This window comes from Sediminibacillus halophilus (genome assembly GCF_900103695.1).
Classification (GTDB): Bacteria; Bacillota; Bacilli; order Bacillales; family Amphibacillaceae; genus Sediminibacillus; species Sediminibacillus halophilus.
Window position 1 is genome coordinate 180,605 of record NZ_FNHF01000002.1, and the last position, 14,962, is coordinate 195,566.

13 protein-coding genes and 1 other RNA gene are annotated in these 14,962 nt (G+C 44.2%); 8 read left to right on the plus strand and 6 right to left on the minus strand.

What is annotated here, in order from left to right; genetic code table 11:
* Positions 1–88: 88 nt before the first annotated feature.
* The 3 genes from zupT to smpB all read right to left on the minus strand — a co-directional run bounded on the left by zupT (position 89) and on the right by smpB (position 2,081).
* Positions 89–883, minus strand: coding sequence for a zinc transporter ZupT (gene zupT / locus BLR82_RS07905; RefSeq protein WP_074599035.1), 795 nt, complete (start codon positions 881–883; stop codon positions 89–91).
* Positions 884–1,140: 257 nt separating this feature from the next.
* Positions 1,141–1,502, minus strand: a transfer-messenger RNA (tmRNA) gene (gene ssrA, locus BLR82_RS07910).
* A gap of 114 nt (positions 1,503–1,616) precedes the next feature.
* A complete protein-coding gene (gene smpB / locus BLR82_RS07915) occupies positions 1,617–2,081 on the minus strand; it encodes an SsrA-binding protein SmpB (protein ID WP_074598484.1) in 465 nt (154 codons plus the stop codon).
* A gap of 165 nt (positions 2,082–2,246) precedes the next feature.
* On the opposite strand from smpB, the gene BLR82_RS07920 reads away from it, so the two are divergent.
* Positions 2,247–3,110, plus strand: coding sequence for a hypothetical protein (locus BLR82_RS07920; RefSeq protein WP_074598485.1), 864 nt, complete (start codon positions 2,247–2,249; stop codon positions 3,108–3,110).
* A 59-nt stretch (positions 3,111–3,169) separates the two neighbouring features.
* On the plus strand, positions 3,170–3,433 hold the full coding sequence (locus tag BLR82_RS07925) for a hypothetical protein (RefSeq protein ID WP_074598486.1): 264 nt from the start codon (positions 3,170–3,172) through the stop codon (positions 3,431–3,433).
* Positions 3,434–3,804: 371 nt separating this feature from the next.
* Here the strand turns inward: BLR82_RS07925 and rnr are convergent, their stop codons facing one another.
* From rnr to secG, 3 genes are all read right to left on the minus strand, one after another.
* A complete protein-coding gene (gene rnr, locus BLR82_RS07930) occupies positions 3,805–6,072 on the minus strand; it encodes a ribonuclease R (protein WP_074599037.1) in 2,268 nt (755 codons plus the stop codon).
* Positions 6,073–6,164: 92 nt separating this feature from the next.
* On the minus strand, positions 6,165–6,908 hold the full coding sequence (locus tag BLR82_RS07935) for an alpha/beta hydrolase (protein ID WP_074598487.1): 744 nt from the start codon (positions 6,906–6,908) through the stop codon (positions 6,165–6,167).
* A 242-nt stretch (positions 6,909–7,150) separates the two neighbouring features.
* Positions 7,151–7,387: a preprotein translocase subunit SecG gene (gene secG / locus BLR82_RS07940; protein ID WP_026569499.1), complete on the minus strand. Its 237-nt coding sequence runs from the start codon at positions 7,385–7,387 to the stop codon at positions 7,151–7,153.
* Positions 7,388–7,604: 217 nt separating this feature from the next.
* Between secG and BLR82_RS07945 the strand changes: the two genes are divergently transcribed.
* From BLR82_RS07945 to ptsP, 6 genes are all read left to right on the plus strand, one after another.
* A complete protein-coding gene (locus BLR82_RS07945; RefSeq protein WP_074598488.1) occupies positions 7,605–8,534 on the plus strand; it encodes an alpha/beta hydrolase in 930 nt (309 codons plus the stop codon).
* A 471-nt stretch (positions 8,535–9,005) separates the two neighbouring features.
* Positions 9,006–9,752, plus strand: a complete 747-nt coding sequence (locus tag BLR82_RS07950) for a DeoR/GlpR family DNA-binding transcription regulator (protein ID WP_074598489.1) — start codon at positions 9,006–9,008, stop codon at positions 9,750–9,752.
* Positions 9,753–9,755: 3 nt separating this feature from the next.
* Positions 9,756–10,682 (plus strand): 1-phosphofructokinase, encoded by a 927-nt coding sequence (gene pfkB / locus BLR82_RS07955; protein ID WP_074598490.1) that lies wholly within the window; start codon positions 9,756–9,758, stop codon positions 10,680–10,682.
* A 1-nt stretch (position 10,683) separates the two neighbouring features.
* Entirely contained in the window at positions 10,684–12,579 is a 1,896-nt protein-coding gene (locus BLR82_RS07960; protein ID WP_074598491.1) for a PTS fructose transporter subunit IIABC, read from the plus strand.
* 61 nt (positions 12,580–12,640) lie between these two features.
* Positions 12,641–12,907 carry a phosphocarrier protein HPr gene (locus BLR82_RS07965; protein ID WP_074598492.1) on the plus strand — a complete coding sequence of 89 codons (267 nt, stop codon included), beginning with the start codon at positions 12,641–12,643 and terminating at the stop codon, positions 12,905–12,907.
* Between the two features lie 5 nt (positions 12,908–12,912).
* The gene (gene ptsP / locus BLR82_RS07970; RefSeq protein WP_074598493.1) at positions 12,913–14,628 is read left to right on the plus strand and encodes a phosphoenolpyruvate--protein phosphotransferase; all 1,716 of its coding nucleotides are present in this window, start codon (positions 12,913–12,915) and stop codon (positions 14,626–14,628) included.
* Positions 14,629–14,962 lie beyond the last annotated feature (334 nt).

The window sequence follows — 14,962 nt, forward strand, 5'->3', positions numbered from 1 at the left end:
TACGCATCATTTAAGCCGCAAATCGGGACCGGGGAACGAACAGCAGAGCAGTTAACTGCCATCGCCACTTCCATTCCCCCAGGCCACACTAAATAAACAGCAACAAACTTAATGCCATGACAGCCATGCCGCCGATCAGTCCATAAATGGAAAGATGGGCTTCATCATATTTCTTTGAAGCAGGAAGCAGTTCATCAAGTGAAATAAACACCATGATACCAGCGACCGCTGCAAAAATCATGCCAAACATTACATCATTCAAAAACGGCATGAGCAAAAAGTAGGCTGCAACAGCACCGACTGGTTCTGATAACCCTGATAAGAAGGACAGCTTGAAAGCTTTACGTTTATCACCTGTAGAAAAATAAACAGGAACCGAAACTGCTATTCCTTCCGGGATATTATGAATCGCAATAGCGACGGCTATCGCCAAACCAAGCGCCGGATCCTGTAGTGCCGAAGTAAAGGTGGCAATCCCTTCAGGAAAGTTGTGGATTCCAATTGCCAGCGCGGTAAATGTGCCCATTTTCAATAGCGATGGATCACTGACAGATCGTTTTGTCTTGGACATATCCTCTACTTTCTTTACTTCATGCGGATTCCCTTGCTTCGGGATAACCTTATCAATCAGTGCAATCAACAACATTCCGGCAAAAAAACCAATAACCGTAAACCAGTGCCCCGGCCCGTTGCCAAGTGCTCCAATGAGGGCATCCTGGGCTTTTACAAAAATCTCGATCATGGAGACATAAATCATTACCCCTGCTGAAAAACCAAGGGAAAAAGATAAAAACTTCGTATTAGTAGTGGAAGTGAAGAAGGCCAGCAGACTGCCAATCCCGGTGGCCAAGCCAGCCATTAAAGTGAGGGCGAATGCAAGCATAACATTTTCCAAAGCACATCTTCTCCTCTGCTCAAAAGATTGCCATCAAATAATGGTTAGTATATGTTTTTCCGCCAATTCCTTTCCTGTAAATAAGTATATTCACGTCCGGCGGTTAAATAGTCTCTGGAAAAATAGTATGCAAATAATGAAGAAAACGTCAATCACAAAAAAATAAAGCATAAGCCCCCCTCGGAAAGCTTATGCTTTATCGGTTTATGATATAGGAAATCCACCAAAACCATCTTCTATGTATTTGGTGGAGACGGTGGGAATCGAACCCACGTCCAGAGATATCGTCACTCAGGCATCTACGAGCGTAGTTGGTATATTATCATTCACTACCCTTTCAGCCTACCAACAGGCTTCCGGGGAGCTAGTCTGATTAATCTCTTCTGACATCCTCAGACGGTGGATGACAGCGTAGCCCGCTTCAGTTGAGACCCTTCAATCTGCCACACGGGCGATGGCAGGAAGGATCCTTTAGCGCTACTTACGCAGCTGCTAAAGAGTAATTGTTTTCTTTGCCAGTTATATTTAGGCGAATAACGGTTTACGAGACGTAACCTCGACCCGCAGCCTGAGCTCGATCTATCCCTGTCGAATCCGTAACGTCCCCAATATAAAAAGGGTACAACGGAATATATGATCAAGCATCATCATATGGAGTTGTAAATGTCCCTAAGACAACTTTAATTATATCATAAACACATGAATTTTCAACCCTGCGCAATCATTGCAGACTTTCTTTCATTGCTCTGTCAACATCGCGTTTAGCCTGTTTGCGTTTCAAATCTTCTCGTTTATCGTATTTTTTCTTCCCTTTCCCTAAACCAATTAGCACTTTGGCCACACCATTTTTAATATATACTTTAAGTGGCACAAGCGAGTAACCCTGCTGCTGGGTGGCTCCGATCAGTTTATCGATTTCTTTACGGTGAAGCAGCAGCTTTCGCGTTCGGGTTGGATCATGATTGAAACGATTGCCCTGTTCATAAGGAGAGATATGCATATTCATCAAGTAGGCTTCTCCTTTGTCGATACGGGCAAAGCTGTCTTTCAGGTTTACCCGGCCGGCACGGATTGACTTAATCTCGGTACCTTTCAAGGCGATGCCTGCTTCAAATGTTTCTTCTATAAAAAAATCGTGTCCTGCTTTTCGATTCTGTGCGATTGTGTTCCCTTGTCCTTTTGGCATCCCTATTTCCTCCTATAATTCCGTACCTTACATTTTAACAAAAAAACCTTGCGATTCCAATTATCGGACCGTTTTCATTTAGAATCATTACCGCGATTCTTTTTTAGTGCAAATCAAAAATGTCTGTGAGAAAATATCGAAAGAAATATCAGCAGAAGGAGTACGATGACAGTGCCTCACGACTTATTGCAAATCAGAAAACTGACAGCCGATGATTGGAATTTAGTAAGACATATGAAAACAAATTTAGAATACGATTACGTCGTTGATATTTTCCCGGATTTGGTTAGCTCAAACGCACATGAGCTCTATGGTTTATTTTCCGGAAGCCAATTGGCCTCCATAGCAGGTTATACGCTGTTTCCTGGTGGATTGGCTATGCTGGGGAGATTGCGAAGTGATAACCGTTTCCTTTCTCAAGGACATGCGACAGAACTATTAGCTTCTATCCTCTCCAGCCTGAAAGAAAATCCACAAATACGTTGGGCAGGAGCTAACACGAATCAGCATAACTTTCCTGCACGCCGTGTGTTGGAAAAGCTTAATCTGGAAGTTTTTACGACATTGCATTCCTTGCCGGTTGTAGAGGCCCAATTTATTTCAGGCACACCCGGGCCTAAATGGAAACGGGTTAACAACTTAGAAGAAAAACGGGCTTTACTCCATTCATTAAATGAAAATGCAATCCATGTTTTTCCATACGAATGTTATTATCCTCTTCCGTTGACACAAGATTTACTGACGGATGAATATCTAGCTGAATCGGCTTTTTATGTAAGCCCAAACGGCCAACGATTCTGTACCATCAAAAACGATCATAAACGGGAATGGTATGCCCAAATTAAATACTTTTGGAATGATCATTTTGAACAACCTGGCTTCATGGAAACCGTTATGGACCATTTAGCCCAGGATGACCTTCAACCGACTGCCTGGTTCGATTTTTCTCAAACAGCTTTTGAAAACATTCCAGATAAACGGGCTTTTCGGATGGAAGATGCATGGGTATTGTATGGTGCATGGATTTAACGGGAAAACTTTTCGGGTAAACAAATAACAAGATTATTTGAGATAAGGAGAGGATCGCGATGGGACAAAACAAACAAGTCACGCTTAACTCCTTATATATCCCGTTGATTATTGCCATCCCGGCAAACATTTTGTTTTTAATCCGGCTCCAGTTTGGTCTTCCTTACCGTTGGGGCTGGGTAGCCTTTGTCGTGTTTACTTTGTTTCTCGTAATTACGGGAGGAATTTCTGTTCGGAAAAAGGAAACCAAATCACGCATACTCGGACTTGTTTACTTGATATCGGCCATATTGTTCATTTGTTTGGCACTTCTACTCTCCTGACCCTAAAAAAACCACTCGCTGAAACCTCTGCGAGTGGTTTTTCTACCGTTCTTCTCAAACCTACTTACTCTTTCGTAAAAAATATAAACGGTGACATTGAATTCGTCTTCCTAACTTTCTGCATCAATTAAGCTGGAGTTCGAGTGCTGCGGTAATACCCTGCGATTTCCGCGGGCGGCTGGTGAACTGAAGATCCACTTAGTACTGAAGCCGTGCCCGCGGAAAGCGAAGTACGTTTACCGAAGTGGTGGGTAACCGTTATAGATAGTGTGCAGTTTCTAATAACAGAAAATTAACGCACAGCCAAGTGTACTTGAAACTCTAGCAAAAAGGCTGCCGGTATGCTGCCGACAGCCAAAAAACGCAAGCCTCTACTTCTTCTTTTTCTTTCGCTTCCCATTGCTCTTTTTCGACGAGCCTTTCGGTTTTTTGTTTACTTTCCCATTTTGTTTATTGGAACGTTCCCTTTTAGGGGTGATCACCTTCGGCCGATCCGGTGCAACCCGTTCCTTTCTCGGCTTCATTCCGACAATCTCGAAGTCGACAACCCGTTCATCTAAATTGACATTCACGACACGAATCGTGATTTCGTCTCCTATTCGGAAGATATTGCCGGTCCGTTCACCGATCATCGCATAATGCTTTTCATCAAAATGATAATAGTCATCGGTCAAGTAGCTGACGTGTACTAATCCTTCAATTGTATTCGGCAATTCGACAAACAACCCGAATCCAGTTACCGAACTGATCACACCGTCGTACTCCTCACCGATTTTATCCTGCATATACTCTGCTTTCTTTAAATCATCGGTTTCACGCTCAGCATCGACAGCTGCCCTTTCCATTTCAGAGGAATGCCTGGCGATTTCCGGCATTTTTTCTTTCCAATGCTTCTGGGTTTGCTGATCCAACTGGCCATTCACCAAATACGTCCTGATCAGTCGATGAACAATCAAATCTGGATAACGACGGATCGGAGAAGTAAAGTGTGTATAAAAGTCTGTGGCCAATCCAAAGTGTCCAATGCTTTGCGGATCATATTTCGCCTGTTGCATAGATCGTAGCATCAGTTTGGAAATGATCATTTCTTCCTGCGTACCCTGTACTTCTTCCACGATGCTTTGAAGAGCTTGTGGATGGATTTCGTTCGATGTCCCTTTCACAACGTAACCCAAGTTGGCAATAAATTCAAAGAAATGTTGCAGCTTATCTGGATTAGGGTCCTGGTGAATCCGGTGGATGAATGGGACATCCATCCAATGGAAGTGCTCGGCCACTGTCTCATTGGCAGCAAGCATGAATTCCTCAATCAAGCGTTCGGCAACAGAACGTTCCCGTAGTGCGACATCTACTGCTTTTCCTTCCTTATCCACCAAAACTTGTGCTTCCTTGAAATCAAAGTCGATGGCTCCGCGATTCATCCGCTTACGACGTAAAATGGCTGCAAGCTCTTCCATATCCTTAAACATGGGAACCAATTCCTGATAGCGATCTTTCAAAGCTGGATCATCGTCTACCAAAATTTTATTAACATCATGATAGGTCATTCGTTCATTCGTCTTTATGACACTTTGAAAAATGTCATGGTTGATGACTTCTCCCTGTGGTGTGATTTCCATTTCACAGCCAAGTGTCAGTCTGTCCACTTGCGGATTCAAAGAACAAATTCCGTTAGAAAGCCGATGTGGAATCATCGGTATTACGCGGTCCACTAAATACACACTGGTCGCCCGTTCATTTGCTTCCTCGTCTATAGGCGATCCTTCTTCTACATAGTAAGAAACATCTGCGATGTAGACGCCTAGTTTATAATTGCCATTTTCCAATTGTTTAACAGTGACAGCGTCATCCAAATCCTTTGCGTCGGCACCGTCAATCGTAACAATCATTTCATCGCGCAAATCTTTTCGATTGGCGATTTCCTCCGGCCGAATCGTCTCCGGTGTATTTTCCGCCTGTTCCAAGACCGCCTCCGGGAAGTCGATTTTGATTCCATGTTTGTAAATAATCGAAATGATATCGATGCCCGGATCATTTTTGTGCCCTAGGATTTGCAATACTTCTCCCTCGGCACTCATGCGGCCTTCAGGAAACTTAGTGATTTTGACGATCACTTTATGGCCGTCTACTGCCCCTTTGGAAGCACTTTTTGGAACAAAAATATCATTTGGAATCCTTTTGTCGTCCGCAATGACAAAACCAAAATTCCCGTTGTCATCGTAAGTACCGACCACTTCAGTGGCAGCACGCTCCAATATGCGGACCACTACCCCTTCCGGCCGCTTGCCGTGCTCGTCCCTTCCCTCAATCCGGACGAGGACCTTATCGTTATTCATTGCCGACTGTAGGTCTGCGTGATTGATGTAGACATCGTCTGAACCTTCTTCTTCCGGTATCAAGAATGCAAAACCTTTCGCATGCATCTGTATTTTTCCGCGAATTAAATTCATTCTTTCAGGAGGACCATATCGGTTTTTCCTCGTCCTGACCAGTTCCCCTGCTTCTTCCAGCTCATTAAGATTTTTCATCAGAATTTTAAAATCGTCCGCCTCCTGTAAATCGAGAATTTCTTCGATTTCCTGTACAGACAATGGCTTGGACGCATTTTCTTTGAAGTAATCCATTATTTGCTGTTTCATTTCGTTTTCCAAACGCTCACCTTCCTTCGCAAATATTTAACTCATTACGTTCGGTCTTTTTTCCAGAATGGTATAAGTATTTCTATTATGCCTTAACTCCATTCCAAGGATTCCAAAAATTGATAAATATCCTCATGAAGCTGGTCTTTTTCTTTGTCTAGTGTTATCACATGGGAGGAATCTTCATACCATTTCATGTCTTTATGGTCTGCTTCCACATTATCATATATGTAAGAAGCACTATCCGTATTGATCATTTCATCATTCCTAGCCTGTACAACAAAGGTTGGTGCATAAATTTCATCCACCTTTCCCTTCACTTCAGTAATCAATCCTCCCAAGTCATGGAACATACGGCTGGAATGATCAAGTAATTCCTGAACCTCACGATCAATCGTCTGCTCATCTTTTTTCTCTAGTTGTTTGAACTCCTTGGCAAATGACTGAAAACCCTTCGTCAGCTGCTTTTCGTTGTCAAAAAACATCGGTGCACACATCGGAATGATTGCTTTGACAGGTCGGGAATGTGCAAGTTTCAACCCAAGTACCCCTCCAAGAGACAAACCGGCAATCGCGATTTCCCGGTGGCCCATATCCTCCAGATGTTTCATTGCCGCTTGGACGTCCTCCCACCATTGATCAGGATGGGCTTTGATCAATTCTTCAGGCGGTGCTCCATGCCCCCGATAAATGGGTGCGTGGCAGGTGTACCCCTTCTTTTGCAGGTATCTTCCAAGCATCCGTACATCAGCCGTATGGCCAGTGAATCCATGTAATAATAATACCGCACGCTCTCCACCTTCAAACGTGAATGGTTCCGGCAGTTTGATTTTCATAATTGCTTCCACTCCTCAATTTTCGCTGTTCAATATGTTTTTTGTCTACAACGTAAACCTGTTCTTCTTACAGGGGGCACCGTTGTATTTCTCTTCCCCTATTTTAGCTTTCTTATGAAGGATTGTAACGGAATAAGGTTTTCCTTTAAGCGACTAAACTAAACAATCCCCTGCCGCACTTGCAGCAAGGGATCATTGGGATACCTTATTCAAATTCACTCAGCCTTGTTCAGGCTATAGTCTTAAGGTTGCAAAATAAAACCAACTACAAACGTCAGCACGAACAAAACAACCGAAGCTACCACGGTCGCCCGGTGAAGTACTAAATCCATTCCCCGTGCTTTCTGTTTGCCGAAAAGCTGCTCCGCTCCTCCAGAGATTGCTCCCGAAAGACCAGCACTTTTTCCAGACTGAAGCAAAACCAATACGATAAGTGCAATTGCATCAATGATTAATAACGTAATCGCAGCTGCATACATGCTGCTACACCCCCTAATAAACTATCCGGCTGGTTTCCGCCGATAATAAGTACATTCAGAAATTATCCTTGTCCAATCTATTTCTTATCCAAATAACCCTGCATAAAAACGGACGATTACATATTAGTAATGTAGCATAACCCCCCGGCGCTTAGCAAGCCGATATTAGACGGTTTTCCAAATAAATATTATGATGAAATAAAAGGAGAGGAAAAATATGGAGCAAAAAACGTATTGGCTGACCACAGCTGATCAAGAAGAGGTTTTTGTCCGGAATTGGTACGAGCCAAACCAATCGCCGAAAGCCATTATTCAGCTTGCTCATGGAATGGCAGAACATACTGCCAGATACCAGCCATTCGCCGAATTTATGGTTAAGCAAAACTTTGCTGTGTACGGCAATGATCATCGCGGACATGGTTATACTGGAAAAAAGCAGGGCACCCTCGGTCTTCTTGACGAAAACAATGGATTTGACAAAACGGTCGAAGATCTATGGACCGTAACAAAAGTAATTAAAAGGGAACACCCCGGAAAACCTGTGTTTCTGCTCGGTCATAGTATGGGATCTTTTTTAACAAGGCGCTATATCCAGCTGCATAGCGATAAAGTTAACGGCGTTATGTTATCCGGTACAGGAAGCCATCCAGGATTCATGAACAATATTGGAAAAGGGCTGGCGATCGCAGAAAGAAAACGCAAGGGCCTTAAAGCTCCATCCAAGCTACTCAACAAGCTGGCATTCGCCAATTATAATCGGAACATTGACGATCAGGTGACTGATTTTGACTGGTTAAGCCGGGATGCTGAACTAGTTCGTGCTTATTTGGATGATCCCTTGTCCGGTTTTGTCCCGACAGCTGCTTTCTTTTTTGATTTGTTTACAGGGTTCGACCATATGGATGACCCTAACGGAATTGAGTCCATTGCCAAACAGCTTCCCATGTTGCTTTTTTCCGGAAGTATGGATCCAGTTGGAAAACAGGCAAAAGGGGTTTTTCGCACTGCTGAAACGTACTATCGACATGGCATAAGCGATATAACCGTCCGGATTTATGAAAATGGACGCCATGAAATGCTGAATGAAATAAACAAAGAAGAAGTTTATACCGACGTCGTTAACTGGATCGAGGATGTCTTGTCCTAGCTTAGCCACAAGTTAAAGGCATATCTTGTACTTGTGCCAGCATCACGCTGCGGAAAGATCCTTCGCTTTCCGCGGGCGACTGGTGCCTCCTCCTTAAGCTCTGCTATATAGGATCTCCCCTATGCCCCTCCTTCCCTTGAAGCTACTATTTCCCTTCGCTGTCCACGCTTTATATTATTTTATATCTGTTTTCAAGATCACCAAGACATAAAAACTCCGTGATTCTTACCAGAACTTATCCAATTGAGAAAATGGTTGTTAGCGAAAATCCCAGCATGCCTCCTGTCCCGAACAGAAAGACTTCCATGGAAGAGTTGTGATAAGGCCTTATAAACATGACAGTATAGTATGTCTGTGACTATTTCATGACGCATATGAATGTTTTTGAATGTTTTTGAGCATTTATGATTGAAAAATGTAAGGGGTTGCTTTATGATTTAATTGGTTGAGAGAAAAAAGAGGTGATGACTTATCCTGACACCAGAACGACATCAATTAATTGTAAAACAAGTCGCAGAACATGGAACCGTTGCCATTCAGGAGCTTATCAAGCTGACCGCAGCTTCAGAGTCAACAATTCGCAGAGATTTAAGCGAGCTGGAAAACCAACATAAGCTGGTTCGAGTCCATGGCGGAGCTGCTTCACGGCAAACAATCAGCCAGGAATTGAGCATTCCGGAAAAAACAACCAAAAACCTTCAAGAAAAAAAACGAATTGCAGCTGAAGCGGCAGCGTTGGTTGAACCCGATGAATACATTTACTTGGATGCAGGCACCACGACAATTGAGATGATCCCTCATTTAAAAAACAAAAATATTACGGTTGTAACAAATGGTCTCACCCATTTAGACGCATTGAGTGCACAGCAAATAACCACGTATCTGACTGGCGGTTTAGTAAAACATAAGACACGAGCCTTGATTGGCCGTGGAGCACAAATTAGTTTACAAAGCTACCGTTTTGACAAATGTTTTATCGGAGTCAACGGTATTGATTTGGCTTACGGGCTGACCACTCCCGATCCTGAAGAAGCATTGATAAAACACCAGGCCTTACAATCTGCTCAACAATGTTTTGTATTGGCGGATCATACGAAATTTGGTCAGGTATCTTTCAGCAAGATTGCAGATTTGGAAGAGGTGCTACTCATCACAAACAAAATGGATGAAGCCATCATCTCCCCTTATCATGACAAGACAAACATAAAGGTTGTGTAACAAATGATTTATACATGTACATTGAATCCATCGGTGGATTACATCATCCATGTGGAGCAGTTTTCACAGGGAGGATTGAACAGAGGGACAAATACCGCTTATTATCCAGGCGGTAAAGGGATCAACGTATCGAGAGTTCTACAACAATTGGGCCAACAAAATACGGCATTAGGATTCCTTGGTGGCTTTACGGGGGACTTCATAAAGAAAGAATTGGACAAATCTCATATAACCCATGATTTTATCGAAACGGAAGGTCCAACCAGAGTAAATATGAAATTGAAATCGACCGAGGAGACTGAAATCAACGGACCCGGTCCAGCCATATCTGTAAAACAGGAACAGGAATTACTTCAAAAAATCGCTTGCCTGAAAGAAGGTGACTATCTGGTCGCAGCAGGCAGTGTTCCTTCAACCATTACACCGGACTTTTATGTTAAGGCTGCAGCACTTTGCCGGAAAAACCGGGTGAACATGATAGCGGATACCTCCAGTCAGGCGTTGAAACAAATTGTCGGGCAGGAAGTTTTTCTAGTTAAACCAAATCACCATGAACTGGGAGAATTGTTCGATACCACGATCGTTAATGTGGAAGATGCTGTTCATTATGGCCAAAAACTGCACGAGCAAGGCGCCGAGCATGTCATTATTTCAATGGGGGGACAAGGAGCTGTTTATGTAAGCGGCGACACGTATTTACAGGCAGATGTCCCTGCAGGAGAGGTTCGAAACACCGTGGGATCCGGTGACTCCATGGTAGCAGGATTTCTCGCAAGCATTGCTGCTGGCAGCAAACCGGAAATAGCTTTTCAAACTGCTGTGGCGGCAGGTAGTGCCACTGCATTTCAGGATGATTTATGCAAAAGGGCAGACGTTGACAGCCTGCTTTCTCACGTTACGGTACATTCATTAGATAAAGGGAGGTTCTAAAATGAAAATCACTGACTTATTAAAAAAAGATACGATTATCCTTGATTTAAAAGCCTCGGACAAATCCGGCGTTATCGACGAGCTCGTGAGCAAGCTTGATGAAGCCGGCCGTTTAAACGATAAAGAGGCGTATAAAAATGCGATTCTCGAGCGGGAAGCCCAAAGCACGACTGGAATTGGCGAAGGCATCGCCATTCCACATGCAAAGACGGCAGCGGTTAAGACACCGGCTATCGTATTCGGAAGGTCTTCTCAGGGAATCGATTACGAGGCATTGGACGGAGCGCCCTCCAATTTATTTTTCATGATTGCCGCTTCTGAAGGCGCCAATCAGACTCACTTGGAAACCCTGTCACGCTTGTCTTCCTTCTTGATGGATAAAAAATTCCGTCAAAAGCTGGAAGAAGCATCCTCGGCAGAAGAAGTGATGGCCGTCGTTGATGCGAAAGAACAAGACGAAGCTGCTGAAGAAGAAACGACCGATGCTGGTGCTTCGAGCCGGATTCTGGCTGTAACTGGCTGTCCGACAGGCATCGCCCATACTTACATGGCGGCAGATAAACTGAAGGAAACCGCCTCTGAAATGGGCGTCTCGATTAAAGTAGAAACGAATGGTTCCGGTGGAGTAAAAAACCGATTGACAAAGGAAGAAATCGAAGCTGCCGATGCGATTATTGTCGCAGCCGATACTAAAATCGAAACAGACCGTTTTCGCGGAAAACCTTTGATTCAAGTTCCTGTAGGCAAAGCAATCCATCAACCGGAGGAACTGCTGAACAAAGCCATCGAGAAAGATGCACCGATTTATCAAGGCGACGGAGGATCTGCTCAGGATGAAGGACCACAGGAGGAAAAAGGACGTACCGGCTTTTATAAACATTTGATGAATGGTGTTTCCAACATGCTTCCATTCGTTGTCGGCGGTGGTATCCTGATTGCCATTTCTTTCTTGTGGGGCATCAATTCAGCCGACCCGGAAAGCGCCGATTATAACCGGTTTGCCGAAATGCTTAATACGATCGGCGGTGGAAATGCCTTCTTCTTGATGGTTCCTGTCCTTGCCGGATTTATCGCTTCCAGTATCGCTGACCGCCCTGGCTTTGCACCAGGTATGGTTGCTGGTTTGATTGCCATTTCTTCTGGTGTGGAAGGTGCAGATGGCGGATCAGGATTCCTTGGCGGCTTGATTGCAGGTTTCCTTGCCGGGTATATCACCCTGTTAGTAAAAAAAGCTATGGAAGTATTACCGGCTATTTTTGATGGATTAAAAACAGTATTGCTTTACCCGGTCTTCTCGATCGGAATTACCGGATTGATTATGCTGTTGATCAACCCACCGTTGACGACGATTTACACTGGATTGTCCAGCTGGCTGGAAAGCCTCGGCGGTTCTAACCTAGTCTTATTGGGATTGCTGCTGGGAGGCATGATGGCAATTGATATGGGTGGACCGATCAACAAAGCCGCCTATACTTTTGGTATTGCCATGCTCGACGCTGATAACTTTTCGTTTATCGCTGCCATTATGGCTGGCGGTATGGTACCGCCTCTTTCCCTGGCACTAGCTACAACCTTTTTCAAAAACAAGTTCACGAAACAGGAACGCGAAGCAGGTAAATCAGCCTATGCACTTGGTGCATTTTTCATCACGGAAGGGGCTATCCCGTTCGCAGCAGCCGACCCGGCCAGGGTCATCCCGTCAGTTGCCATCGGCTCTGCCATCGCAGGCGGCCTGACGATGTTGTTCGATATTGGACTAAGAGCCCCCCATGGTGGTATTGTAGTAGCTGGGCTTGTGGAAGGAAATCCACTACTGTACTTACTGGCAATCCTTGTCGGTTCTGCTGTGAGTGCTGTCATTCTTGGATTCTTGAAAAAAGACCTGACAAAAGAGTAAAATAGGACAGGGAGACTGCCCGTAATTTGCTTATTATAAATTTCTATAGGAGGTTTTATCTATGGTAGAAAAAACAATGACTATCACAGACGAAACAGGAGTACATGCACGTCCAGCGACGGTTCTAGTTAATAAAGCTGGTAACTTTGAATCAGACATCAATCTGGAATACAACGGAAAATCCGTCAATCTTAAATCGATTATGGGCGTAATGTCCCTTGGTATTCCAAAGGATGCTGAAATCAAAGTGACGGCCGAAGGTTCTGATGAAGAAGAAGCGTTGCAGACAATTGTTGACACCATTAAAAATGAAGGGCTAGGAGAATAAGCATAATGAACAGCATTAAGGGTATTGCAGCATCAAGCGGGATCGCAATCGCCAAAGCATATAAATTAGAGGTCCCGGAACTAACTTTCGATAAGAAAAATATCGAAAATCCAGATGCGGAGATCAAGCGCTTAGACGATGCGTTATCCGTATCTAAGCAAGAGCTGGAGATCATCAAAGAAAATGCCAGAAAGTCACTTGGCGATGAACATGCTGAGATTTTCTCGGCACACTTGCTGGTACTTAGCGATCCGGAAATGATCAATCCGATCAAGGATAAAATCAAATCAGAGAACGTCAATGCAGAAGCAGCATTAGATGAAACGGCAAACATGTTTATCGATATGTTCAAAAACATGGACAATGAGTACATGAGAGAGCGTGCTGCTGATATCCAGGACGTTACCAAACGCGTCATGGCTCACCTGCTGAAAGTGACCTTCCCTGACCCAGCATTGATCGATGAGGAAGTCGTCATTGTCGCGGAGGATTTAACTCCTTCGGACACCGCGCAGCTGAACAAACAGTTTGTCAAAGGATTCACCACCAATATTGGCGGAAGAACTTCCCATTCTGCGATTATGGCCAGATCCTTGGAAATTCCGGCTGTAGTGGGCACGAAAAATATTACCAACACTGCTGAAAAAGACACGTTGGTAATCGTCGATGGCATCGACGGTGAAGTCATCGTCGATCCGGGCGAGAAGCAGCTTGCAGCCTATAAGCAGAAGCAGGCTGACTTTGAAGAACAAAAACAAGAATGGGCAAAGCTGAAAGACGAACCGACGAAAACCGCTGATGGCGAGCATGTAGAGCTCGTAGCCAATATCGGTACTCCAGATGATGTTGCCGGCGTTGTCAATAATGGCGGCGAAGGTGTCGGACTATACCGTACTGAGTTCCTTTACATGGGTAAAAGCGAGCTTCCTACTGAAGAAGAACAGTATGAAGCCTATAAATCCGTATTGGAACAAATGGGTGATAAACCAGTAGTTGTCCGCACATTGGATATCGGTGGGGATAAAGAGCTTTCGTATTTAGACTTGCCGAAAGAATTGAATCCTTTCCTAGGATTCCGTGCAATCCGTCTCTGTCTGGAACGGGATGATATTTTCCGTACCCAACTGCGCGCACTATTGCGTGCAAGTACTTCCGGCAACCTGAAAATCATGTTCCCGATGATCGCTACACTAGACGAATTCCGTCAGGCGAAAGCGATTCTATTAGAAGAAAAAGAGAACTTGACGAACGGCGGTACCGAAGTATCTGATGATATCGAGATCGGCATTATGGTAGAGATTCCTTCCACTGCAGTTATTGCACGCCAATTCGCCAAGGAAGTCGACTTCTTCAGCATTGGTACCAACGACTTGATTCAATATACAATGGCGGCAGACCGGATGAACGAGCGGGTTTCTTACTTGTACCAGCCGTATAACCCTTCGATTTTGAATTTGGTCAACAATGTGATTGAAGCTGCCCACGCTGAAGGAAAATGGGCAGGAATGTGCGGGGAAATGGCTGGCGATTCAATCGCTATTCCAATCTTACTTGGACTTGGTCTGGACGAATTCAGCATGAGTGCGACATCGATTCTTCCTGCCAGGACACAAATCAAAGATTTGTCCAAGCAAGATCTCGCCTCCTTCAAGGACAAGCTGTTATCGATGAATACAGCAGAAGAAGTCGAACAGTTCATTCGCGAGAAAACAAATCAGTAAATAGTTGGAAAAAATAGCTAGCACAAAAACATACTGAGCAAAGCAAAAACCGAACGATGCTTCGAATTTATAACTATTCGAACACGTTCGGTTTTTTCTATTGTTAAATGAGTGCAGTCTCCCACTGCTACGGCAGGATACTCCGGTTTTCCACTGGCACGGATTCAACTTCCTCAAAAAAGCACAGAACGCTTTCCTGCGGGATTTTCAGCTCGTACTGTTCTGTAGGAGTCTCCGTATCTTGCCTTCGCTAAGTTATAGTGCTCTGACTTAAATATGATGGATACAGATTTACCAAGTTAGCTGAAGCCATGCACCGCGGAAAGTGAAATAC

Coding starts and splice junctions, on each gene's coding strand:
- zupT (WP_074599035.1), bottom strand. CDS start 883: ATGCTTGCATTCGCCCTCACTTTAATGGCTGGCTTGGCCACCGGGATT.
- smpB (WP_074598484.1), bottom strand. CDS start 2,081: ATGCCAAAAGGACAAGGGAACACAATCGCACAGAATCGAAAAGCAGGA.
- BLR82_RS07920 (WP_074598485.1), top strand. CDS start 2,247: ATGACAGTGCCTCACGACTTATTGCAAATCAGAAAACTGACAGCCGAT.
- BLR82_RS07925 (WP_074598486.1), top strand. CDS start 3,170: ATGGGACAAAACAAACAAGTCACGCTTAACTCCTTATATATCCCGTTG.
- rnr (WP_074599037.1), bottom strand. CDS start 6,072: ATGAAACAGCAAATAATGGATTACTTCAAAGAAAATGCGTCCAAGCCA.
- BLR82_RS07935 (WP_074598487.1), bottom strand. CDS start 6,908: ATGAAAATCAAACTGCCGGAACCATTCACGTTTGAAGGTGGAGAGCGT.
- secG (WP_026569499.1), bottom strand. CDS start 7,387: ATGTATGCAGCTGCGATTACGTTATTAATCATTGATGCAATTGCACTT.
- BLR82_RS07945 (WP_074598488.1), top strand. CDS start 7,605: ATGGAGCAAAAAACGTATTGGCTGACCACAGCTGATCAAGAAGAGGTT.
- pfkB (WP_074598490.1), top strand. CDS start 9,756: ATGATTTATACATGTACATTGAATCCATCGGTGGATTACATCATCCAT.
- BLR82_RS07960 (WP_074598491.1), top strand. CDS start 10,684: ATGAAAATCACTGACTTATTAAAAAAAGATACGATTATCCTTGATTTA.
- BLR82_RS07965 (WP_074598492.1), top strand. CDS start 12,641: ATGGTAGAAAAAACAATGACTATCACAGACGAAACAGGAGTACATGCA.
- ptsP (WP_074598493.1), top strand. CDS start 12,913: ATGAACAGCATTAAGGGTATTGCAGCATCAAGCGGGATCGCAATCGCC.